Here is a 21719-nt window from a genome sequence, read left to right as displayed (position 1 = left end):
GAGGACGACTCTCTACGGCTGAACAGAACAGATAACAGACTTTTATACTCAGCGGTGCATCCCGCCACTGTATTCCAACTCCTCTTTTTGATATTGCTCCATTTCATTCAGCTTTTCATTGACGGATTGGAGATTGGAATCGAGTGAATTGTCGTGGTCGTATGGGAAACTGTGGCTGACGGCAATTCCGGCATTGGTCGCCGTGCCGACATCAAGGGTGTCGGCATCCCTGTTATACCCGATATGGAGAATATCTCCGTTTGGCATTTCAAGGACAGGAGTACGCTGCTTTGTCATCGCAGAGAACTGCTCGGCCGCCATGTCTTTGGCAACCTCTTTTATGTCACTGCTTGCCAGCCGGACACCATACCGTGTAATATGGTCACGGATTTCCTGCTCCGAGTATTTCAGCATCACCTCGTAAGATCCTCCCACGCTGTTGTTATAGATCACGGCAAAATCCTTGTCTTCTATCAGCAGATCATCACCCTTGTTCTGGCGAGGAGAGACAAAGGTATATTGCTCGTTGATTCCATCGCCGTCATAATACTCCTTGGCAAGCCGGAGCAATCCCTCATAATCGCCTTTCTCCCGAAGCGCATCCAGTCGTGAGGTGTCATCGGTGGATTGCAGATAGGCTACGGAAGAGTAGAACACCTTTCCTTCGGGTACGGACTGTTTGACCTCATTCCGCTGTCCGTTATCCTGCTGCACCTTGTTTTTCTGTTCCAGTTCCTGCACTATCTTATCCACATTCTGTGTAACGAGCGAGGTTGCCTTTTTTACATCCAGAAGTGTGGTCTTGATAAACTGGGGCGATTCCTTCAAGTGGTCCAGCCAGGATTTCAGATAAGCGCAGCTCTCTTCTTTCAATGCCTTGCTCATACCGTAACGCTGTGCCACCAATGCGCTGCCCAATTCTGCCACCAGTTCCTCACGGGCGTATTCGTCCGAACCGAAACCGGACGGTTTGATACGGTCGAGTTGCCCCTCAATGCCCGTGCTGTGGGTCATCTCATGCCAAAGAGTACCATAATAGGATTCGCCGTCCTTGAACTGGGATTTTTCGGGAACCACAATCTCGTTCTTGGAAATGGAAAAGTATGCCTTGTCCTGGTGCATCGGCTTGATAGGGCAAATCCAGCGGTTATCACGGATCACCACATCCATCGGTTCAAAAGACATCTTCTCGCTTTCATCCAACTTTACGGCATCCCCATTCGCCAGCTTGTTCCAAAGTTCCGGACGGGCTTCCTGAAGATTGGTTTGGGCTACATTGAATACCCGGAAGACCTGCATCTTCGGATATACATTGTACATCTTCTTCTCTTCATCGGAGAGTTTCTTAAAATCGTCATACTTGATCTTCTCCTTGGTCTCCTTGTGGATGCAGGTAAAGGTAGTGAGCATCACGGGGAAGGATTTTTCGCCCTTGTTCACTGAAACTCTTGGTAGCTCCACGCCCTCCTTTGCCTGCTTTTCGGACGGTTTGTTCATCCGTTGCACGCAGTCAAAGGTGCAGAAACGCGGTATCTTGTAGCTCTCGTTCTCGCAATGAAGAAGCAACATCAGCGCGTTCATCCCATTATACTCACGTCCGGACAGATTCTTCGGCCACCCTAAGCTGCCTTCGGTAATCCATGGTTTCGTCCAGTCCTTGCTGATGGTCTCGATGCGCTCGATCATCATTTCCGCAAAGAGGTCAAGAGCCTTGTCCTCCGCGGACGGACCGTCATTGCTGTTTTTCCTGTAACCGGCCATGACTGTCAGTTGTTAGGGTTATACGGCTGTTTTACATATTCCGACATTTCCGATACCTTGCAGGCAATGTTCAGCTTGTCGTTATAGACGGACAGCTCCAGTTCACCTTTGGCCTCGATGCCGGTCTGCGGTTGCAGCCACTCCTCACGTTTACGGTCAAAGCCCAAGAAGCGTACCCACAGGTACTCGAAGCCGTCATTGACCTTTTCCGCAGAAAATGCGGAGAACTGCAAGAAATTCCTGCCTTTCTTGTCTGTCTTCTCCTCGATGTTCTTGCCTGTCTTTCCACGGAAGTGCATTTCGCCCTTGATGGAATCCTCGTTTGAAGCCACGGTAAGGTTGACCGATGAAGCCGACATATTGAAATAGAGATTGTCTCCACGCTTCTTGAAAGTCAGCACACCGGAAATTTCCACTCTTTTGCCTACGGTATAGTCAGCCCGGTTGTATTCCTCCCCATCCTTGGCGACAGAGATTTCCACCGTTTTGTTGATACCGTTTCTTGCCGGAATCACGCAATTTACGGCAAATGCCGTGAACGCCTTGTTCTCATTGTTGGTGCGCACTACAGCCGCTTTGCTGATAGTTCCGCACACTGTTACATTACACTTAATCATATTGCTTGTAGTTTTATTTAACCAAGACCATTTGACCGGGATATCCTATTAAATGTGAACTACTCGCATATACGTTCCGTCTTTAATCGGGCGCACGGATTTTAATCCAGACTATCCCTAATGCAATGACAACCTGCACACCCACAATCACGAGTGTCGCCACCAAGCCGAACAGCCGGTAGCATACGAGGGTGTGCAGTCCTGCAAGGGACAGCCCGATGACCAACAATCCTATTTCCATCATCACGCGTTTCATTATCTTCTGATTTGTTCGTTTTGGCTCTGCTGTTCCGACATTCCCTGCTCGAAGTTTTGTGAAGCCTGTTGCGAAAGAACAATGGTATTGACCATTCCTGCCACACGCATCCGTTTGCTTTCCTCCGAGAGTTCAGGATTATTCAAAGTGGCGGACAGCCGGCTCAATTCGCTTGCGCTTAACTCCCTTGAAACCTGCACGGCTCCGTTATCTGCTTGCAACACGGCTTTATTGCTTTCGTTGATTATAATGGCACAGGCTTTCATGTGGGGCAACAATGAAGTCAGTTCCACCTTCCGGCTACCTGCCATTTCAGAAATGGCTTCTTTCTGTTCTTCCTCGTTCTTGTTGTCAATGACTACCGCCAGCATCATCAGCGAGGAAAAGGCTTTGACCACCATATCCATAATCGGGTCATTCGTTCCTGAAAGTCCGACACCGCTGTCTTCCGATGATAACAGTTTCTTCATCCATTCTTCAGGACTTTGTGATTTTGTTTCCTGGGGAGTGGCAGTAACCTCCGTCTTGTATTTAACCAACAGGTCGTTGCCATTATGTAAGGCTTGCAACTTGATGTTTCCCTTTTGGGCAATGTCTGCCAGATAGATTGCGGGATCAATGTCTCGTTTTTGTCCGTCAGCGGTAATCTGTGCCACTCCGAAATGCAGGTGTTCGCCCGTAGTCCGTGTGCCGGTGTTGCCTGACATACCGAGTCTCTGTCCGGCTTGCACCTTGTCACCCACCTTGACATCAACAGAGGATAGGTGCATATAAGTGTTCTGTATCTTGCTTCCGTCAGCCCTCTCGTATTCAATGGTTACGGACTTGCCTCCGGCGGTTTTGGCATTTTGGTTTACCGCCACCACTTTGCCGTTATTCTCGGTAGCCAACACCGCATCGCCCTTACAGCGGATGTCCATACCCTTGTGCATTTGCTGTTTGTCAGCATTCATGGGGTCGGTACGCATTCCGAACGGTGAAGTGACAAATAGGAACTCTTCGCGCTCGACCGGGAATGAATAGGCGTTTGTCGTAACCGCTTGTCCGGTTCCTGTTTCCAATCCTTTTGCCTTCATTTCTGCCATGACCATCCGGTCATACTTCTGCAGCCCGTTTGCTTCAATGATTTTTTGCAGACTTTGGGCATAATTGCCGCCACTTGCATACCCGGCCTTGGCAAGTCCTTCCGTCCAACCCTTGTAATCGTCAGGAGACAGGTCAAAACATTCCGCGTACCGTTTGTTCTCTACAAGGAATTTGGAGTGATGCTCGTAAGAATCGCCCACGCTGTCGTAGCTGCAAAACTTCTCGTTGGGCTTGTCATCGGTGTAAATACCGTATTTGCCACCTTGCGCAATCCATCCCGGAGTGGCTTTGATACCAAAATGGTTGTTCTCGTTCAGAGACAGACGGCTTTGCCCGTTGCTGCTCTCCAGTATGCCCTGTGCCAAGGTCACGGAGGCCGGGATGCCGTATTTGCGCATCTGTTCCATCGCAAAAACGGCGTATTTTTCCGCATATTCTTTATTCTTGCTCATTGCTTTGTCTGTTTATCGGTGCATTCCTTTTGATACCTCTTCCTCTTCTTCAACTTCCTCTTTAGGCTGGTCGTGCTTGATTTCCTCGTCACGGCTGATTTTCGTTTCCACTTCCGACTCCTGTTTTTCGGAAGAGGTCTGTTCCTGTGCCTGGCTCTTGTTCAGCACGTCCGCGAAAAGCGTTGCCGCCAGATGTTGTTTGAAACTGTTCCTGTCCTCGGCGACCCACATCCGTTGCCATTGCTGTGGTGTGACGCTTCGGGGCTGCGGTTTCTGGTTGTCAATGGTGGGAGCGCAGAGTATCGCCCCGTTCTTTGTCTTGAACACGGCCACTCGTTGTATGCGGTTCAAGTCAATGCTTTCATCTGCCGTGTGGAACAGGTCCACTTTTAGATCCGGCTTGCTCTCGGCAAGGGCATAGTATTTTCTGGCCAATTCTCCACGCACCTTGTCTATATTATCCAATGACTGTTTCAGCGTGGTGAAGAAACGGTTCAGGTCATCCTTTTCGGGATAGACGCTGTAACCGGCTTTTCCTTCCGGCTTGATGAACAAAGCCCAGCGGTTCTTGTCATCCTGTACCATCTGTATCTTCTCAAACCAGGGTTTGTCAGCTTGCTTCACCGCGGGGTGCGCATCGATGGTGGAGAGTGTTTCCAATGCCCAGTTTTTCAAACGCGCCACCTCTATCTGCTTTTCGGCGAAGTAACGGTCATCGGGACGGTAGCCCAACGCACCGTCCGGATTATAGAAACGCACGTTCTCAATGCCGCTTTTCTCCAATGCGCTTTGTATGCGCTGTTTGCTCATTCCCTTGATTTCGTTGTTCACCTCCAAGGATGCACCGGCAGGGAGTATCACATCGGCACTCTTGCCTTGTTTGTTGATGACCAGGACAATGGTCTTGTTTTCCTTGTCGGGATGCTTCTTGATTTCGTCAGCCACGAAGAAATGCTTGGGCATTTGCTCCCGCATCTGTTCTGTCTGGCGGTGGTTGCGATAGGTGGCATACTCGATTTTCTCGCCCCGTTCCGCCTTGCGTATCACTTCCAGCGCATTGTTCACATCGCTCTCGATGGCATCTATCAGACAAGGGTTCTCTTTCAGTTCACGGTTCCAATAATCCACCAGTTTGACACTCTCGTCCGACAACCGGGCCGGAAGTCCCATTTCCAGCATCTTGATACCCGAAGCGATTTCGGCAATCAGCCGTTCTTGCTTGACGGCATCCTCTGTTGGGGGAATCCCGTTTTTCATCACCATTCCCTCACGGGCAAGGCGTTGCTGGTGTCCGGTGGCTGCTATGATTTGCCGAAGGGTCTCCTGCGCGTAATCGGTGTAATGTGCGAAATCCTTTTGCCGTGGAATATATATCGCATCTTTCTGGCTGTCATAATGCGCCACACCGCTGCCATCCGTGCGAATCGGTGCCAGATTTCTCGAAATAGATTGTACAAAGGCATTGAATTTCGGCCTGAGTTCACGCAATTCCTTTTCTCCGAATCCTTGCTCGACACTGTTGCCGTATTTTGCCAATGCGTCATCGTATGCTTTCCTGTCAACGTGGGGCAGCAAAGTCTGGTCGATATTGAACAATGTGCGTATCTCCCTGTTGTGTACGCCTTTGTATCGGTTCTTCTCTTCGGGAGAAAGTTTTTGGTAGTCATTCCTTGATATGACCTCGTTGGGATTGTTCCTGTTCACGTACTTGTTCCAGTTATAGAACAGGAACGGTACTCCTTTTTCGTGTTCCTTGACGGATTCGCCTCTTGCCTTTGCTTCGCTATATAAGGTGAAGAGGTTGCTCTTGCATCCGTGCTTGTCCGAGTGCAGAGCCATGAACAGGGCGTTGAACGGACTGACCGCCACGCCTGCCGGATAAAACTTGGGATAGCCCTTTCCTGTGGCATTGAGCCAGTGGCCGCCCGCACTGACCGCCCCGTTTAACGCTCCGGAGAGCAGTTCCACTTGTTTGTCGGCGGCATTTTTCTCAAACTGTGATTTCTCTTTCATATCTGTTGCTGTTTTATTGTATTCCTCTGGTACGAACAATCGTTTCCCTGTCGTTCTCTTCGTAATTCTGCGACATCAGTTGCTGGGTACGGTCGCTCTTGGCAAGGATGGCATTGGCAAGGGTATTAAGCGGCAATGCCCCGGCATTGTAAGCTGACACCACTTTTTCAGGCAACTGGATGGTGCAGGGTACATGGTCTATGGTTGCGATAAGGTTGTTCCCTTGCAGTATCGGACCGGAAATTCGTGGATTCAGCGGTTCGTCCGCATAGACCCGGTATCGGACGGAACGGTTTCCCGTATTCAAACCGTTATATTCATTCCGTTCCCATCCTAATGCCTCGTGTCCTGCCTTGTTCAACAAATTGGCACCGCCCAGTCCGATCATCATCATTTTGAGAATAGGATTCTTAATGAATATGCCGGCGACGATGCTGGCGATAGGCAGTACATTGTCTCCCAAATCCAATGATTTTGTCCTGCCCGTAAACATACCCACCAGAATATCCGGCAACATGGCAAGCACATAACCCAAATTTTTGCTTATGTCTCCCATGCCACTCAATCCCAAGGTTGAGAAAAAATCGCCCCAGCCGTTTTCGTTGGCATTGGCGGTTTGCTGTCCTGCCTGTCGGTTCTGTCCTGATTCAATGGCTGTTTCTTCCCTTGATTCTTCCGTCGTTTCCGTTTCATTGGCTTGTTGGACGGATTGTGCGGTATGGGTGTTTCCCGATTGTCCCGGATTGCTTGCAAGCGCGGATTGACCTTTAACCTCTTCTTTCTTCTCCATATCCTGCAAATAAGTTTCCATGTATTCCGGAGCGATGACCATCGGAATATCCTTGTATCGCTCATCTTTTATCTTTTGGCCGGCAATAAAATCAAACGGCATTTTCGCTTGGGCGTTATGGCTCATCCAGTCCCTGAAATCAAAACTCTGTACGGGAATCTTCTTGGTCAGCCGTTCATTGGTGGCGATGATATAAGGATTGTCATTGGCTCGAATTTCCTTGGCTTCTTTACGGAATCTGTCAAAGACATTCCTCTCACTTCCGAATACGCCCTTGCTGATGCAATCTTCAACGGATGCTGTGTTTCCTGTTTTGTCCTTGGAGGAAGTCAGTGCTGAAAATGCCAGGTCAGCCCCGACAAATTTGGCGAAGCTCGCCCAGCTTCCCGTACCGCCGAGTGATATGGCATCGATGCTTGCACCGATGACTTTGCCTGTCCCTTTTTCCAGTTTGGACGGTTTGTAGGCTGCTTCCCCACGTCGCTCGATTTCTGCGGCAAGCGGTGACTGGTTCAATGTGTATGACAGCCCGAAAAGCGTGTTCTGTGCCGCCTTGCGCATGATGTATTCAGCGGAAGACTTGGGCATATTGTCTTTGACCATCTTGCCCATCATCAACTCTCCGATACGGTATTCCGTATATGCGTAAGCGAGGTCGCACCCTAATTGCCCGGACAGTTCATCATATCTTTCCCTGCCGATTTCATCCACCACGGTGGAACGCCACTCGTTTGCCAACAATGCGAGGTCTGCCTGTATCTCCTTATTGTTTGCAATCTTCTCCCTGCACATTTCCAGATAGTCCTCCGTGGTCTTGGAGTTCCATTCCCCGGTCACTTTCAGTGTCTGGTACGGATCCATCATCGGATTAGCGGCTGCCGCCATAGAACCGAGGATGCCGGCTGCACTGGTGGAATACGCTGCCATTTCCTCCGCTTGTTTGCGGTTGAGATAGTCCTGCGTGTCTCGCATGACAGGGGCAAGGTGACTATTGAAGTAGTCACCGAATATCCTTTCTATCTCCGCAAAGCGTGCTGTATGCTTGATTTCGCCCATATTTTAATAATTCAATTGGTTCAACAGTTGTTCCTTGGTTTGCTCTATGGCGTTGTGGTATATCTCCATCTGCTTGGGGAAGAACTCTTCCAGCCATTCATCCTTTTCTATCCGGTCCTGAATGAAACGGATGGCGGCCATCCGGTCGATTTCTACGGAATGTTCGCCTTCCTCCCGGTTATTGAACCATGCTTTCGTCCACCATCGGACTCCGGCACGGTCGGGATAGACGGACACCATTCTCGGAATATCGAAGCTCTGTACATCTATCTCCAGTTCCGACAACGGGTCGATAATGCCACTGTCGGCTACTGCCTCGGATTGAAGTTTTTTTTTACTTCCTCGCTCATGGTGGAGAGATAGACATTGTGCCTAAGAGCGAGATAATTCAGAAAATCCGCTATCAGGAGATTCTGTACCTTGCCCGCCAAAGGCAAGGCACGGCCGCCTATGCCCAAAGGGTTCGCCATGCTCGGCATCGACTCAAAGAAGTAGTTTTTGGCCGCTCCCACGGTGAACACATTACGCAGGGACTGTTCTGTATATTCGGGTACGATGTACTCGCCACGGAACAGGTCTTCCATATAGACGGGAAGGAACCGGAGCATCAGTTCCTCGATTTCCTCCTTGTCACGGTCGTACCTGGTTTTGATCTCACCGTCAAACGGAGTGAACTCGTGTGCCGCACCGTGTCCCGATTTGCCGAGTGCCTGGATATTGCCGTAAAGCATGGTCAGGAACTCTATCGGATTCAGTTCCTCGCCGTCAAACGCCACTTCCATGTGAAGGTCGTTTCCACTGATGGCTACCGTCTGACCTGCTTTTACCTTTTGTCCGAAACGGATGAATATATTAGCAAGATGCGCATAGGTCACTTCGTATTTGCCGTAGCGTATGACAATATATACACCATGCTCTTTGTCCGTACCGATACTTGACACGACACCACTGGCCACTGCCGCCAAAGGACGGTGACTGGCATGGAAGTTTATGCCGTGATGAAAGGATGTCTCTCCGGTGACGGCATCTTTCTGTTCCCCGTAACCTTTTGATAAGGTTACCTCTTTATTCTTTTCTTCCTCAAAGGGCATACAATAGCCGCTTGGGGACTGTAGAATCATTTCTTCCGTGTATTTCATTTGTAGAATAGTATTGTGTTATGACTGTCTTATCTTCTCATTCCTCCGCTATGGGTCTGTTCCTCCTGTTCCTGCTGTGGACGGGCTTGACGCTGATTGTCGGTAACGGACGCTTCTTGCAGGCGTCGGGTGTTGTTGCCAATCATCATCATGGTCAAGAAGATACCGGCTATCTTGCCGAGCCAGCCTGTACGTCCGAACACGAGGAATGCCCCGGCAATCAATCCGACTATGCTTAATCCCGATACTCTGCCATGCGCGAGGTTGCTGAAGAAGTTGCCTAACATATTCCCGGCATTCCCGTTGGAAACACCGCTTAAAAAATTGGACGCTCCATCGAGCGTGGAAGAGAGCGAACTTGACGCCTGGCTCACGCTGTCAAAAGTCTGTTCGGCTTTGCCGGTAAGTTTGTTTACCGTTTCGGTAGCCGCTTTCGCCGTGCCGCTGATGGCGTTGGTGGTATCTTCTCCGATGACGGCATCGCTCACGATGCGCACCACGCTTTTGTCGGTGGTCAGTTTCTCCCAGCCGACATATCCGGCCGCGGCTCCTACGGTTGCCGTCTTCAATGCGCTTCCTGCCCCTCGCAAGGTCTGTGATGGGTGCAATACGGCTCCACCAACGGCTTTGCCTGTCACTCCTGCGGCTTTGCCGCCTGTCTTTAATAATGAACCCCAGAATCCCATATCTTTTAGTTTTTACATTCTCGTTATGTTAAAAAGCACCGGCCTTTCCGCTTCGTTTCCACCGTTTCATGGCAGACCTGGCTATCTCTGCTTTGTTGGCTTTGGGGTGTTCCCGTTCCGTGATTTCTGCCCACACGTCACCCATCGAGGTGTATTTCACCGCCATGGTCAGCCGTCGCAGCTTTTTGTTCATCAGTTGCAGCTTGGGACGGATTCCGAACACGATTTTCATCCGCTGTTTCTCCGTCATCTTGTTGTCTGACAGGCAGACCGTGCGTATGTCATTGACAATTTCCACGGAGTTGTATATCAGTTCCCGGTATATCTTGTTCCGGTTCGTGGAGAGTGCTACTGCTACGGCATTGGCTGGACTTTTCCTGAGTTGCCCGGTGAACTCGCCCATATTCTCTGTCAAATGCGTTATCTCGTGATAGAAGCCGTATATCTGTGCGGCGTAACTGATGACCGAACGGAATGAATCCAGATAATCATTGAACTCCCGTTGCAGGTCGGTGACGGCTTCTACCTCCTCTTTCGTCCAAATGTGACCGGTGGTTTGCAGGAGCATGATTTTCTCTTGGTTCTTCAAGGTCTTCTTGGACTTTTCGGTATAGATGAGAACCATTCCGGCAAGGGTGGGGTCTATCTGCGCGTGGACTTTCACGCCTATGCACAGCAGTGTGATTATGATAAAGATTGCCCGTCTCATTTTCTCTTTCCTCCATCTTTTTATCTTACCGTTGCTGCCCTGCGCCACCTGTTCATTGCCATTCGTGCCACTTCACCATTGTTCCTGTCCAGCATACCTGCCGTCACGTTGTTCCACACGTCCGTCATCGTGTAAGTCCTGATGCTCAGGTAAAGCAAGTTGAGTTTCTTTTGGAATGCGGACAGTTGGTCGTTCAATGCCCATAGGGTCTGGCTCCGTTCCGCTCCCGTAAGCATATTCTCCTTGCCTCCCTTTGCCACGGCATCACGGAGCAGGGAGAATACCGTCACCAGTTCGGTTGCGGTCTCGATGTACAGGTTGTTCATGCTCATTGCGGCGACAATGCCCTGTGGATTGTCGCTGATGGCTTTCTTCAACTTGCATAGCGAGATAAAAATCCTCACACCGTCATTGTACAGGTGGGTACAGGCTTTCAGCGAGGATGCGAAACCGCTTGCCGTTTTAAGGTAGTTGTTGTATTTCTTCTCCCACTGGCGCATCTGCTCGAACTCTGCGGCAATGGTATTCTGTAAAAGGGCGGTTTTCTTCTGCCCGTCCATCTGGTCTTTGACTTTGCCGAGAATCAGTTCGTTGCCTTCTGCCAATGCCACATATTCCAACGGATTGGTCGTGACAATCTGCGCCTTCGCCGTGACAGACAAGATGATGCCGAATAGGAGCATCGTTATTTTAGTGATTGGTGATCTCATAGATTCCTTTTCGTTGTTTGTTAAACTCTACACGCTCTCTGATAATATCCACGATATTGATTCGTTTGGGCAGACCTGTCAATTCCAGCTTGGGCGTGGTCCTGTCCATAGACAACACCGTGACAGTCTTTAGTCCGAAAATCTGCTGCAACAAGCTCTGCTGTTCGTGGAAGTCCACCACACGGTACAATTCGATGTAACCGATACTGCGTTGGAACACGCCATGCTCGTCAGTCAGCTGTTCGCTACCGACGTGATAGCGTATGCGTTTCAGGTATATAAGCCGGTAAATCAAAATGAGGGAAAGGAGAACGGCAAGGAGGGTGGCGATAGATGCAAGAGGGGCGTTCTCCATTCCTCCATAGACCAGTCCCACGGGACAAAGCAACAGCAAGGTCAGTTCGTCAATGAAGAACTGTGCCGTTTGCGGTCGTAGCGAAATCTCTCTGTATATCGGTTGTTGCATGGCTCTTATCTGTGTATATTGGGTTGTCGGTGTTCTTCTTCCTTGTCGGTTGCACACCCCGTTGTACCGAGTGGTGCTCCCAATGGGATAATCGCGTCCTTGATGCTGTCAAGGTATTCCTCGCCTGTCTTGCCAAGCAGGGCATCGTTCCAGTCCTTGTAACAGGGCATCAAGGGAAATACTTTTATACGGTCGGAATTGATGTGCATGGATTCCGCTATGGCTTGGAACTTCTTCACGAACTCACGCCCGGCACTGTCGTTGTCGAAACACAAGTAGTGGTTTATATCCGGAGTGACGGAAAGCATACCGCGAATCTGCATATCGGTGGGAGTGCCGCCCGTGGAGACGAACACGCTTTTCTTGGAAAGGTCAGGGTTGTCCCGAAAGCCATTCCTGTGTATCTGGTAGAAAGCCATTGCATCGTAGGCACTTTCAAACCACGCAACGCCGCCTGCCTTTTGTAAAGGCTCACCGCTGAAATTGGCTATCCATAAGCCCTCGCTGCTGTTGCTGCCCTCGGCTTTGCCCTTGTAACTTCCGCTACCGTCCATCTTGGGACGGCCTCGTTCCTCCAGTCCTGCAATCTTGTCCGGCTCTTTGGGAAGTACCAGTGGAAAGGCAAGGTTGGCATACGCCAAACCGTCTGAACGGTGTCTGGTAGCCAGAAAGAAATGGTCGGCAAAAGCCCGTTGTGTGAAGATGTCGATGCCACGGTTCTTGAAGTAGGGATAAAAACGCTTGTGAGTCTCCCTGTCTTTCACGTCAAAACGGTGGATGTCGTAATCATCCAGCCTGAACGGAGTGTTCTCCCGTCTGGGTTGGATGATGCGCAAAGGTCTGTCATTGGTGGGCTGGTTCAGCAGCCTGTTGCAGACAAGGTTGACCAACCTGTCGGGAGAGACGCCGTTCCGGTGTTCCGCAAACTTCTCCGGGAATGCCTTGATAAAGGATATGATATTATAGAGCTTTTGCTGTGGTGGCTGGAAACAGCATTTGCCGTTCGGTGTGACGATGAACTTGTCACCCCGGATGCGTGTGCCGTTGCTGTCCGTGCGGATATAGGACGGATAACGCAAGCCGTCACGCTTGTTCAGGTGATAGCCTGCGTCCATCAGTATATCCTGAATGTCCAGCCGTTGCAGGAAGTCATCGTATGTCAGTTCTCCGTTTGCCATTTCCGTGTTCCTTTTATTCCTTAAAATCCTCTGCGCATCTCTGCCACCTCCTTGTTCATCTGCGCTTCAAAGTTCCTTGCTGCCACATCCATCGGCGAGTCCACTCCCGGCTTGAAATAAGGACGGGGTGCGGAACTGAAACGCTCTCCGTAAAATTCCGGACAGGGATGGTGCAGCCCGTGGGCGACATCCGACAGCACTACCGCACCTGCGGCAAGTGCGGCGAATATCTTTGTCCCCAATCCGCTGCTCATTTCGGGACGGGTCTTCATATCCACTTCGTTGAATATCTTGGAAAAGAGCTTCATGCGGTGGTAGTCATCGACTGCCAGGAACTTGTCGTACTGTTTCTGGCTGATTTCATGGGTGATGGGTTCTCCGTTGATAATGGCGGTCATCTTGTATTTGCCCTCTGTTTCTGCCGGTTGTACGGCGATGGCTTCCACTTCCACCTCACGTCCGTGTTCTCCTTCCCGGTACCAGCCTTTGTTTTCGTTGATGTATGACAAGTCCCGTCCGTCAATCAAGGCTCCTTCTTGTGACTCTCTGATGATATGTTCGTCTTCTTGCAGTACGGTCTGTTCGGTAGAGTGCGGTGCAAGGCTGTTATCGGATTCCAATGGCAGGAGCAAGTCCTGTTCCTGCTGGTTCCGCATAGCCAGATCCTGCTCCACTTCGGGGTGCAGGGCAGTGCTGATGCGCTCCTTGCTGTTCAGCGATTCCAATGTGACTTTATCGGAATAGTCATTTTGAATGACATTGTTCAGAATCTCCAGGCGTTTCTCAACCGGATGCTCTTCAATGGAATTAGATACCAGTGCGGATAATTCCTCTTCTGTCAGGTCATAGACCATATCGGCACTGACTTTTTCCGACTGGACGGTCAGTGTTCCGGCTTCCGTATCCACGATGATGCCGTGTGACGAAAGGCATTCCTGCCACTTCTCATTGGAGAAATAGACGGGTGAGGTAATCAGCTCCTTGTAAGGCTTTGCCGGTTCTTCGCTTCTTGGCTTGTTTACCATCGGGGTGATGACTGCCTGCAAATCCTGCAAGACATCCTGTCGGACTGGCTGTACCTGCTCTTGTGGTTGCCGATGCCCTTTGTAGTAGAATCCGTAACCGCCGGATTGCATTTCACCGGGTTTCATTCGTCCGTCCGGGCGTTCTGCCACCATAGGCGTACCTGCATAGAAAAGCCGGCCGCCGACCCTGCGCAAGTGATAGCCTTCCTGCTGTCTGGGAGTCCATCCGAGGAAAGGGGGTGGCATACCGTACCTGCCGACCCTGCCATACTCACCGATGCCGATACGGTAGCCGTGAAGTCCCATTGCCACACGACCGTTGGCGTTGCGTGCGTGGACGAAGTTGCGGGGCATATCAAAATCGTCCTTTACGATGTCCGTGAAGGTCTCGTAGGCTTTCTTGTTGGCATGGTTCGTTCCCCAGTCGGTCAGGGCCTGCATCTGCTGCCTGCTGATGGGGTATCGTAACAGTGGGGAATCGTGCCCCTGTACTACCAGCTGGTAGCTGTCACCCACAGGTACGACATGGGCTTGCATACCGTTGCGCATCAAAAGAGCACGCATTTCGGGTTGCAAGTCCGGTCTCATCGGGTTTGTGTTGGTTCGTATTGCCATAGTCCGTGTTTATGCTTCACCGCTTTCCATGGCGGCTTCTAATTGTTCGCTCTTGTAATGGACGAATTGCTCGGCTGCCGCATCATCAATCGTGAGCGAGTGCGCCTTGCAGTATTCCACCAGTTCTTCCTGCCATTCGGCAGAAAAGTGGTTGACGTAATCCAGCCAGCCGTATTCTCCGCGCTCCATCTTTTCGATGAGCACTTCTTCAGGATAATAGGTGTTTTGTGCCATAATTACAGTATTTGAAAGGTTTTACTTGTGAAGTCCTGCACCCATATTGCGTTGGGCACTCTTTTTCTGCTCGTTCCAGAGTTCTTCCGTGTATTGCTCTTCCGGGATATAGTCGAGATTGCCGTCATCGTCCATCATCCAGCAACCGTAACAGCCGAAAGTGTATTTATCCCATTCTCTTTTGGTCTGCTCGCTCCATTTCTTGGCGTCTCCCTGGCAGAAGCGGATGCCGTCCTTCTCGTGCAGGCTGATGCCGACTGTTACAGGCTCGTCTTGCATCACAAAGGTCAGCGGTTCGCCTTGTTGCATCACCTTGATTTCGGCATTGCTGAGTTTCAGTTCTTCTGCCATCACCTGGAGGTTCCGGGCGATGACCTGCGTGGGGACGGACATGACCTGATTGGTCTCGGTATCGATTTGTACGAAGGCTTTTGTCTTTCGCCCGTCAGCCGTTACCGTGTCGGCAAGAATGACTTTGCCGGAACGGAGCTGCTTCTGTTGTTCCTCGCTGTACTTCTCCAAAGAGGATTTCTTCAGCACCGGGTAGAACACGACATCGGCTTCTCCGTTCTCTTTGCGCACGAAAGCGAATCGGCTACGGTCGGTGGCCGTGTTTCCGTTATCATCGTTTACCTTGATGGGAAGTACAGGCGAGTGCCTGCCGTGGCTGAGTTCTTCCAAAATGTGCATAGGAAGGTCTTCAATCATTTCCCGTGTGAGTCCGAACTGCGAGAGAGTTTCGTAAGGCAGTTCTTCAAATTCAAATCGTACTTGTTTCATATTTTAATATGATATTTTGATTATACTTTGGCAAAGGTATATACTATTGTTCATACTTCAATTAGCGTAGTTCTAAATAGCCTAATTATTTGTGTTTATTTATGCTTTAAGTATGATTATAATGCAGTGTTCATACTCTAAACTTATTTAATGTTATATTTTGGAGGTAAATCAAGACATCTTTTGGCATGGTCGGAGAACTGTTCCTACATTTGCATCTATGAGTAATGTACGAATCGTTATAGTCCTTCTTTTGTTATTATCCGGGAACCATGTGAAAGCGCAGTTCAACACGGTTTCCTGTCCGGGTAATCGCTATAAAGCCACTGTTGAAAATCCCACCCGGACGACAAACGAAACAGAGGCGACACCCGAAAGCATAACCTCTGAAAATGAGAAGTCCGTACCCGACAAAGTTTCATTGTCAAGTGCGGACACAAAAAAGGAAGAGCAGGTAGCACGCTATCTAAGCGTATGCTATCCGCTCTCACACATCAAGATAAATTCGCCTTACGGTTATCGGAAAGACCCATTCACTGGGAAGAGGAAGTTTCACAACGGCATTGACCTCCATGCCCGGAGTGCCAAGATATTTGCCATGATGCAGGGGAGAGTCATTGCTGTTGGGCAGGATAAGGTGTCCGGGAAATATGTCACCCTCCAGCACGGTGGCTTCACCGTCAGTTATTGTCACCTCTCACGGGTTTCCGCATCAAAGGGGCAGATTGTCAAGGCTGGGGATATAGTAGGTATTACTGGCAATACAGGTCGCAGTACTGGTGAACATTTACATATTACCATACGTCAAAAAGGAGAATATATCAATCCAAAGATATTCATTGACTACATTCATTCCGTTCAAGAATCATGTGTAATGGCATTGGCTCATATGTTATGACACTATAATATGGGTGAATACCATTTGTGGGGAACTTAGTGCTTGTCTACAACTGTCTCAACCGTCTGTTTTCCTATCGGTACTGAGTTAACTTGATTTTGATTGACTATCTCGAACGGAAATTGGTTGCCGAAACCGGATTATGGTTCAATGTCGGAATAATATACAACAAAGAGAGTTTGAAGTGTTTTGCGGATTTTGCGCATTCAGGAGATGGTATTTAGTGCTGCCCCTCGTTTGGGGTAAAATGAATACAGAGAGTAATAACCCGTTGGCGGAATTAATTTAGTGCATACTTAATTCTGCCAATGGGCTTGTTGTTGATGAAGTTTACGTATTGCAGAATGGTAAGTGCACTAATTTTGCCGATGATTCTGGCAAACAAACCATTCGTTATTTTCGCATAGTTTCTGATGGCCAAGAACTGGTCTGTAAGTTGTGAGAATATTGTCTCAATCCTCTTTCTTGCCTTTGCAAACGGAATGAATGTCGGCTTCCAGTCCTTCTGGTTGAGCCGATACGGACACTCCAGTCTTATGTGTGCGGTTTCGAACAAGTCAAGCTGTACATCAGCTCCAATATACCCTTTGTCGCCATAGATGCTACAGTCGTGATAAGCATGTTTCACATCCTTCATATAATGGAGATCAGCCGCACTTGCCTTTGAGAGATCATAGGAATGGATAACTCCACATAACCAACAGAGAGCGTGTAACTTATAACCAAAATAATACGTGTTCTGCGAAGCGCAGAAACCGAAGTCTGGAGCTTGCGAGAAATCACCGGTACGTCCCATCTTGCATCGTTTCCCTCTTGCAACCCTACAGACCTCTATTGGCTTGGAGTCAACAAAGAATTGTTCCTCTCCACCATCCATTTCCATGGCAACCCTTTTGCGCAGTTCCTCACACAAGCCTGCAGTTTTCTTCCTGCGGTCATTGAACTGTCTCCTTGATATGAGATTGGGAATGCAGTCCTTGTACTCTTGCAATTTATAGTCGAACAACCACTTCTCACTATCAATGCTCTCTGTCTCTGCTGTCAGGGACAGTGCCACTACTTCCAAGTCAGAAAACTTAGGAACAGGACCACGGCGTGGAACATTACCCGATTCATTGACGAGATTTTCAGAGAATTGCTTGCATATCTCAAGTATTTTGACGAATTTTGTATAAAGGTTGTACATACGATGGTTTGAACTTAATGTTTTGATTGTCGCTAAGTTACTAAAAATCAACGATATGTGCAACTTTTTACTCATCTTTATCAACTTAAATTAATTCCGCCAACGGGTAACAAGCAATTAAAAAACAACTTGTTATGGTAAAGAAATTTTTAACAATCATGTTTGCTTCAGTGATGGCAATGCTCGCTTTCACTGCTTACAGCAACGACGATGAGCCACAAGGACCGTTTGGAGAAAAAATGTTGGAGAATATCGACAAGATAATAGTCGACCAAGCTGATGCCGGAAATCTCTATCAGAAAAAGGATGATGCTGCCCGGTTTATATTGGTAGCAGACTCAAAGGAGGCTGCCCATGGAGTGTGTGAGAAGTTCATTCTCGATCAGTGGGACGGAAAGCAACGCACTGTCAAACTCCCTGACAACTGCGGCAGAATCTCACTCACACCCGGTTCGGACGAAAGTATCTTTTACACCGTTTCGTTCAATGCTCTCAAGAATTTCAAAGAACCGGACATGACAGTCGTAATCGTTCCGGAGGAATACATGGACGGGGATAATCTTGCTATAGACCAATACTTCCCGGCAAGATGGACTGAAAAATGTCCCAATTGTGGTCATAAGTGGAAAACATTTGCATCCGGACCATATACATGCTCCGAATGTGGTCATAAGTTTGATTAGTATGCACAATACTTTCCGCGCTATCTTGGCAATGACAACGTTCCTGGTAACAGGAGCGTTGTCATCCTGTAATCATACCGATGAGTTGGAGCCGGAATCTCCGGCACCACAGATTGTTTTTCTCTTCTCTCCGGGGGGATTGGGTGACATGAGCTATAATGACCGTATACTTGAGGGTGTTCAGAGATTCAAGATGGAAAACGGAGATATAGACATCTATATCTACTCCCCGGAATCCCTGCAAGAGGCTGAGAAAATTTTTGCGGACTGGCTTGAACGTCCCCAAAGCAGCATACCCGTGCTTTTTGTATTAGGTAGCAGTGATTATGAGCCAATGGCGGAACTTTATCTGGCAGAACACGACTTGACACCCAACAAAAGTATTCTGCTTTTTGAAAGCCGGAAACAGTATAAGGACGAGAACATCCATACCTTCCAGATTTCGATGTTCGGGGCTTCATACCTTGCAGGAGTATGTGCAAGAAAATGTTCTGAGATGACACCTCTGGTGCTGCTTGCCAATAATACCGACAGCCCCATCAACATAGCCAAGGACGGTTTTATTGCAGGCTATGGCAGCGACTGCGATGTGGAGTATCTGGCGGATGATTGGACGGGATATGTGTCGGCTTCGCTCGCTTACCGGAAAATGAGCGATTGGGCGGTTGATTACGACTTCATCTTTCCGGTGGCAGGTGGCTCCAACGCCGGTATATACCGCTACTCCCGTGAATTTGAGGTCTCACCGTACCTTGCAGGTATGGACATCGATCAGTCAAGCCTCTCCAACCGGATTACGGGTTCGGTCATTAAGCATATTGACCAATTGATTTACAGGTATCTGACGGAATGGGTCGTCACAGGGGATATGCCGGAGAACCAACTTTACGGTCTTGAAAGCGGGTATGCCGACTGGCTGGTCGCACCCCGATACGTGAATGATTTCAGCAGCTTAGTCAATGGAATGCGCCCTCAGGCTATGATTTTTGAGAAAGAGTATTATGAAACAAGTGGTTATTAAACTTATTGCACCGCTCCTCTGCCTGATTGGTCTGTGGAGCTGTTCGGACGATGAGCCTTCCCTGTCTCCTGACAACAAGCAGTGGACAGAGAAGGTTGTTGCCGTGGTGCTTCCCATGGAGAAAGGGCTTGATGTGCATTGGAAAAGGACATTGGGAATGTTTACAACCAACTTTGAGCGTGCATTCAAGAACCACGAAGCGGGTATAAGGTTAAAGTTTGAATACTACGATGAGGCAAAGACCGATGTGCGGGAACTTGCCCGGTCGCTGGCATTCAACGACGAGGTGTATGCCGTAATCGGCGGGCTGTATTCTTCCAATGCGGCAATCCTCGCGGCGGAACTGACTATTGTGGGCAAAACATTCTTCACTCTCGCCACCGCCGAACAACTGGTTCGTGCATACGCATCGACAGGCTATCTTTGGGCGATGACCGAGACCGACATTACGCAATGTGAGGTGCTTCTCTCCAAGGTGATTAACTATGAGGGTAAAAGTGTGGCACTTTTGGTCAAGGAGAACGACGGTTACGGACAAACGTTCATTGACTGGTTCGCATTTCAAGCACGCGAACTGGGCTTGGAAAACATGGGATGCTATGCTTACACCTCTGACAATATAGCTGATGTGTCTCGCCAAGCCATGCAGTCAGGTGCAGAGTATGTGATATGTATCCCCTCTGAAATAGAAGAGATGAAGCCGATGCTTGAAGCGCATAAAGCACAAAGTCTGAACGGGCGCAGTGTACCGCGGATGTTGTTTTCGGATACCGCCTACGGTGCGGATGTACTCAAGATTCACGGTGATGCCGCCGAAGGCATAGAGGGAGTCGCATTTGGTGCCGACCCTGAGTCGGGGTTTGACGTAAGTTACAGGACCTTTTTCAATGCTACGCCTACTCTTGGAGAATCTCAGCTCTACGATGCCGCTATGCTCATCGGCTATGCCGCATGGTACCAGCAGTTCAGACCGGAGTTGTCGTTACAGAAATCATTAAGGGCCGTTGTTTCGGGTGAAGGCTTGAACATGGGCAGCTGGACAGGTGAGGATATGGGGCTTGTGGTGGATGCGCTCGCTGCCGGAAAGTCGCCCTATGTCCGTGGAGCGTCAGGACATTTAAGGTTCGATGCCAAGGTGTTTACCAATGTACTTGCCACCACTTACTATAATTTCAAGGTTTACAACGGACAGTACATCATCCTTGACTATAACACCAGCGACGGGGGGAACCGCACGGATGCGACACTTGCCGGTTGGAACTGGAAAGCCTCCCGGATGCAGGATTTCGACAATTCAGGAGAATTCAATTACCCTGCACATACCGGCAACTGGGCACTCCTTGTCGCTTCCTCCAAGGAATGGACCAATTACCGCCATCAGGCAGATGTGCTCGCTATCTATCAGCAGCTCAGACAAGCCGGATATACCGACGACCGTATCATTCTCATTGTCGAGGATGACATAGCCGATAATATATCAAATCCCAACAAGGGAGTCATACAGGTGACTATCGGGGGAAACAATGTATACGAAAATGTAGAGATTGATTATCGTATGTCATCGTTGAATACAAAAGATATACTTGCCATTCTCAGTGGCGAAAAAAGCGAAAAACTGCCCACGGTAATCGAATCTACTGAGAACGACAACCTGTTCGTTTTCTGGAGCGGACACGGTGTGCCGGGGGCCATGTGTTGGGATGAGGAAGCTTACGCCATGACAGGCGATAAACTGTCTTCTGTTTTTGAGGATATGAACCGCAAAAGGCGTTACCGTAAACTTCTCATGATGGTGGAGGCTTGTTTTTCGGGCGGTGTGATGAAGCAGTGCGAGGGCATCCCCGGGATGCTGTTCGTCACTGCGGCCAACGGCGACGAAACATCCAAGGCTGATGTCTTCAATTCAGAGATGAAAGTGTGGATGAGCAACCGTTTCACCTCCACCTTTATCGAACAAATAACCGATAACAAGGAGGTGGCTATGCGCGACCTCTATTACCGGCTGTTCATCAATACTGTCGGAAGCCATGTTATGGTGTATAATGCTGAAAACTATGGCAATCTTTATTCAGCCAATATGTCAGAATTTATAAATTCAATAGTTCGTTAAAAAATAGCCACGCCTAAGCGGCTCTGGCAGTAAATAAAATGAGTTCTTTGAAAAGTTTGTCAATAACTTGCATGTCTGGGTTAATCCCGAACACGCAAATAAATCGTTCAAGCATATAAGCATTGTGTATAAAAGACTTGCAGGAGGATATGGAATAGGTTATTCCGAGCCTCTTACATGCCGCTTTGGCCAAGTTGACAGCAGCAAGCGATGCATTGAAGTGAAAATCCAACTTTCTGAAGTCGGTT

21 protein-coding genes are annotated in these 21719 nt (G+C 49.1%); 4 read left to right on the top strand and 17 right to left on the bottom strand.

Features of this window, described 5'->3' with window-relative positions:
• Window positions 1-48: 48 nt before the first annotated feature.
• The 16 genes from NBH16_RS01805 to NBH16_RS01730 all read right to left on the bottom strand — a co-directional run bounded on the left by NBH16_RS01805 (window position 49) and on the right by NBH16_RS01730 (window position 15573).
• Window positions 49-1761 carry a zincin-like metallopeptidase domain-containing protein gene (locus NBH16_RS01805; protein WP_196009602.1) on the bottom strand — a complete coding sequence of 571 codons (1713 nt, stop codon included), beginning with the start codon at window positions 1759-1761 and terminating at the stop codon, window positions 49-51.
• Window positions 1762-1766: 5 nt separating this feature from the next.
• Window positions 1767-2378 carry a hypothetical protein gene (locus NBH16_RS01800; RefSeq protein ID WP_151927836.1) on the bottom strand — a complete coding sequence of 204 codons (612 nt, stop codon included), beginning with the start codon at window positions 2376-2378 and terminating at the stop codon, window positions 1767-1769.
• Between the two features lie 82 nt (window positions 2379-2460).
• Entirely contained in the window at window positions 2461-2634 is a 174-nt protein-coding gene (locus NBH16_RS01795; RefSeq protein WP_250788008.1) for a hypothetical protein, read from the bottom strand.
• Complete coding sequence (locus NBH16_RS01790; protein ID WP_250788006.1) at window positions 2634-4172, bottom strand: glucosaminidase domain-containing protein; 1539 nt, start codon at window positions 4170-4172, stop codon at window positions 2634-2636. Before NBH16_RS01790 ends, NBH16_RS01795 begins: the two co-directional genes overlap by 1 nt.
• A 12-nt stretch (window positions 4173-4184) precedes the next feature.
• Window positions 4185-6185 carry a zincin-like metallopeptidase domain-containing protein gene (locus NBH16_RS01785; RefSeq protein WP_250788005.1) on the bottom strand — a complete coding sequence of 667 codons (2001 nt, stop codon included), beginning with the start codon at window positions 6183-6185 and terminating at the stop codon, window positions 4185-4187.
• 13 nt (window positions 6186-6198) lie between these two features.
• Window positions 6199-8031 (bottom strand): hypothetical protein, encoded by a 1833-nt coding sequence (locus NBH16_RS01780; protein WP_250788004.1) that lies wholly within the window; start codon window positions 8029-8031, stop codon window positions 6199-6201.
• 3 nt (window positions 8032-8034) lie between these two features.
• Entirely contained in the window at window positions 8035-8316 is a 282-nt protein-coding gene (locus tag NBH16_RS01775; protein ID WP_008771370.1) for a hypothetical protein, read from the bottom strand.
• A gap of 23 nt (window positions 8317-8339) precedes the next feature.
• Window positions 8340-9170 (bottom strand): M23 family metallopeptidase, encoded by an 831-nt coding sequence (locus tag NBH16_RS01770; RefSeq protein ID WP_122204329.1) that lies wholly within the window; start codon window positions 9168-9170, stop codon window positions 8340-8342.
• 29 nt (window positions 9171-9199) lie between these two features.
• Window positions 9200-9856 carry a hypothetical protein gene (locus NBH16_RS01765; protein ID WP_250788003.1) on the bottom strand — a complete coding sequence of 219 codons (657 nt, stop codon included), beginning with the start codon at window positions 9854-9856 and terminating at the stop codon, window positions 9200-9202.
• Window positions 9857-9884: 28 nt separating this feature from the next.
• Entirely contained in the window at window positions 9885-10565 is a 681-nt protein-coding gene (locus NBH16_RS01760; RefSeq protein WP_122204331.1) for a hypothetical protein, read from the bottom strand.
• A gap of 20 nt (window positions 10566-10585) precedes the next feature.
• The gene (locus NBH16_RS01755) at window positions 10586-11275 is read right to left on the bottom strand and encodes a hypothetical protein (RefSeq protein ID WP_122204332.1); all 690 of its coding nucleotides are present in this window, start codon (window positions 11273-11275) and stop codon (window positions 10586-10588) included.
• Window positions 11256-11741, bottom strand: a complete 486-nt coding sequence (locus NBH16_RS01750) for a PH domain-containing protein (RefSeq protein ID WP_122204333.1) — start codon at window positions 11739-11741, stop codon at window positions 11256-11258. Before NBH16_RS01750 ends, NBH16_RS01755 begins: the two co-directional genes overlap by 20 nt.
• A 5-nt stretch (window positions 11742-11746) precedes the next feature.
• Window positions 11747-12919: a toprim domain-containing protein gene (locus NBH16_RS01745; protein WP_122204334.1), complete on the bottom strand. Its 1173-nt coding sequence runs from the start codon at window positions 12917-12919 to the stop codon at window positions 11747-11749.
• Window positions 12920-12939: 20 nt separating this feature from the next.
• The gene (locus NBH16_RS01740; protein WP_182320002.1) at window positions 12940-14559 is read right to left on the bottom strand and encodes a hypothetical protein; all 1620 of its coding nucleotides are present in this window, start codon (window positions 14557-14559) and stop codon (window positions 12940-12942) included.
• A gap of 9 nt (window positions 14560-14568) precedes the next feature.
• Complete coding sequence (locus NBH16_RS01735; protein WP_075965714.1) at window positions 14569-14793, bottom strand: hypothetical protein; 225 nt, start codon at window positions 14791-14793, stop codon at window positions 14569-14571.
• A 21-nt stretch (window positions 14794-14814) separates the two neighbouring features.
• Window positions 14815-15573 carry a DUF4099 domain-containing protein gene (locus tag NBH16_RS01730; RefSeq protein ID WP_122204336.1) on the bottom strand — a complete coding sequence of 253 codons (759 nt, stop codon included), beginning with the start codon at window positions 15571-15573 and terminating at the stop codon, window positions 14815-14817.
• Window positions 15574-15793: 220 nt separating this feature from the next.
• Here NBH16_RS01730 and NBH16_RS01725 point away from each other — a divergent pair, with 220 nt between their 5' ends.
• Window positions 15794-16471, top strand: coding sequence for a M23 family metallopeptidase (locus NBH16_RS01725; protein ID WP_182320004.1), 678 nt, complete (start codon window positions 15794-15796; stop codon window positions 16469-16471).
• A 280-nt stretch (window positions 16472-16751) separates the two neighbouring features.
• On the opposite strand, the gene NBH16_RS01720 is transcribed toward NBH16_RS01725, so the two are convergent.
• Window positions 16752-17732: an IS982 family transposase gene (locus NBH16_RS01720; protein ID WP_034522583.1), complete on the bottom strand. Its 981-nt coding sequence runs from the start codon at window positions 17730-17732 to the stop codon at window positions 16752-16754.
• Window positions 17733-17791: 59 nt separating this feature from the next.
• Here NBH16_RS01720 and NBH16_RS01715 point away from each other — a divergent pair, with 59 nt between their 5' ends.
• Genes NBH16_RS01715 through NBH16_RS01705 form a run of 3 tightly spaced genes read left to right on the top strand, consistent with a single transcriptional unit; the run spans window position 17792 to window position 21471 of the window.
• Window positions 17792-18340 (top strand): zinc ribbon domain-containing protein, encoded by a 549-nt coding sequence (locus NBH16_RS01715; protein WP_117589815.1) that lies wholly within the window; start codon window positions 17792-17794, stop codon window positions 18338-18340.
• 1 nt (window position 18341) lies between these two features.
• A complete protein-coding gene (locus NBH16_RS01710; protein WP_005832166.1) occupies window positions 18342-19361 on the top strand; it encodes a BMP family ABC transporter substrate-binding protein in 1020 nt (339 codons plus the stop codon).
• Complete coding sequence (locus tag NBH16_RS01705) at window positions 19342-21471, top strand: C13 family peptidase (RefSeq protein ID WP_149920711.1); 2130 nt, start codon at window positions 19342-19344, stop codon at window positions 21469-21471. The genes NBH16_RS01710 and NBH16_RS01705 overlap by 20 nt, the downstream gene beginning before the upstream one ends.
• Window positions 21472-21719 lie beyond the last annotated feature (248 nt).

This window comes from Parabacteroides sp. Y3-G-102 (assembly GCF_023656845.1).
GTDB classification, from domain to species: domain Bacteria; phylum Bacteroidota; class Bacteroidia; order Bacteroidales; family Tannerellaceae; genus Parabacteroides; species Parabacteroides distasonis.
The sequence above is the reverse complement of the archived record's forward strand: the minus strand, read 5'-3'. Positions and strand labels throughout refer to the sequence as shown.

Excerpts from the sequence above, each read along its gene's own strand:
- NBH16_RS01805 (WP_196009602.1), bottom strand. The coding sequence starts at position 1,761 with ATGGCCGGTTACAGGAAAAACAGCAATGACGGTCCGTCCGCGGAGGAC.
- NBH16_RS01800 (WP_151927836.1), bottom strand. The coding sequence starts at position 2,378 with ATGATTAAGTGTAATGTAACAGTGTGCGGAACTATCAGCAAAGCGGCT.
- NBH16_RS01795 (WP_250788008.1), bottom strand. The coding sequence starts at position 2,634 with ATGAAACGCGTGATGATGGAAATAGGATTGTTGGTCATCGGGCTGTCC.
- NBH16_RS01790 (WP_250788006.1), bottom strand. The coding sequence starts at position 4,172 with ATGAGCAAGAATAAAGAATATGCGGAAAAATACGCCGTTTTTGCGATG.
- NBH16_RS01785 (WP_250788005.1), bottom strand. The coding sequence starts at position 6,185 with ATGAAAGAGAAATCACAGTTTGAGAAAAATGCCGCCGACAAACAAGTG.
- NBH16_RS01780 (WP_250788004.1), bottom strand. The coding sequence starts at position 8,031 with ATGGGCGAAATCAAGCATACAGCACGCTTTGCGGAGATAGAAAGGATA.
- NBH16_RS01770 (WP_122204329.1), bottom strand. The coding sequence starts at position 9,170 with ATGAAATACACGGAAGAAATGATTCTACAGTCCCCAAGCGGCTATTGT.
- NBH16_RS01765 (WP_250788003.1), bottom strand. The coding sequence starts at position 9,856 with ATGGGATTCTGGGGTTCATTATTAAAGACAGGCGGCAAAGCCGCAGGA.
- NBH16_RS01760 (WP_122204331.1), bottom strand. The coding sequence starts at position 10,565 with ATGAGACGGGCAATCTTTATCATAATCACACTGCTGTGCATAGGCGTG.
- NBH16_RS01755 (WP_122204332.1), bottom strand. The coding sequence starts at position 11,275 with ATGAGATCACCAATCACTAAAATAACGATGCTCCTATTCGGCATCATC.
- NBH16_RS01750 (WP_122204333.1), bottom strand. The coding sequence starts at position 11,741 with ATGCAACAACCGATATACAGAGAGATTTCGCTACGACCGCAAACGGCA.
- NBH16_RS01745 (WP_122204334.1), bottom strand. The coding sequence starts at position 12,919 with ATGGCAAACGGAGAACTGACATACGATGACTTCCTGCAACGGCTGGAC.
- NBH16_RS01740 (WP_182320002.1), bottom strand. The coding sequence starts at position 14,559 with ATGGCAATACGAACCAACACAAACCCGATGAGACCGGACTTGCAACCC.
- NBH16_RS01735 (WP_075965714.1), bottom strand. The coding sequence starts at position 14,793 with ATGGCACAAAACACCTATTATCCTGAAGAAGTGCTCATCGAAAAGATG.
- NBH16_RS01730 (WP_122204336.1), bottom strand. The coding sequence starts at position 15,573 with ATGAAACAAGTACGATTTGAATTTGAAGAACTGCCTTACGAAACTCTC.
- NBH16_RS01725 (WP_182320004.1), top strand. The coding sequence starts at position 15,794 with ATGAGTAATGTACGAATCGTTATAGTCCTTCTTTTGTTATTATCCGGG.
- NBH16_RS01720 (WP_034522583.1), bottom strand. The coding sequence starts at position 17,732 with ATGAGTAAAAAGTTGCACATATCGTTGATTTTTAGTAACTTAGCGACA.
- NBH16_RS01715 (WP_117589815.1), top strand. The coding sequence starts at position 17,792 with ATGGTAAAGAAATTTTTAACAATCATGTTTGCTTCAGTGATGGCAATG.
- NBH16_RS01710 (WP_005832166.1), top strand. The coding sequence starts at position 18,342 with ATGCACAATACTTTCCGCGCTATCTTGGCAATGACAACGTTCCTGGTA.
- NBH16_RS01705 (WP_149920711.1), top strand. The coding sequence starts at position 19,342 with ATGAAACAAGTGGTTATTAAACTTATTGCACCGCTCCTCTGCCTGATT.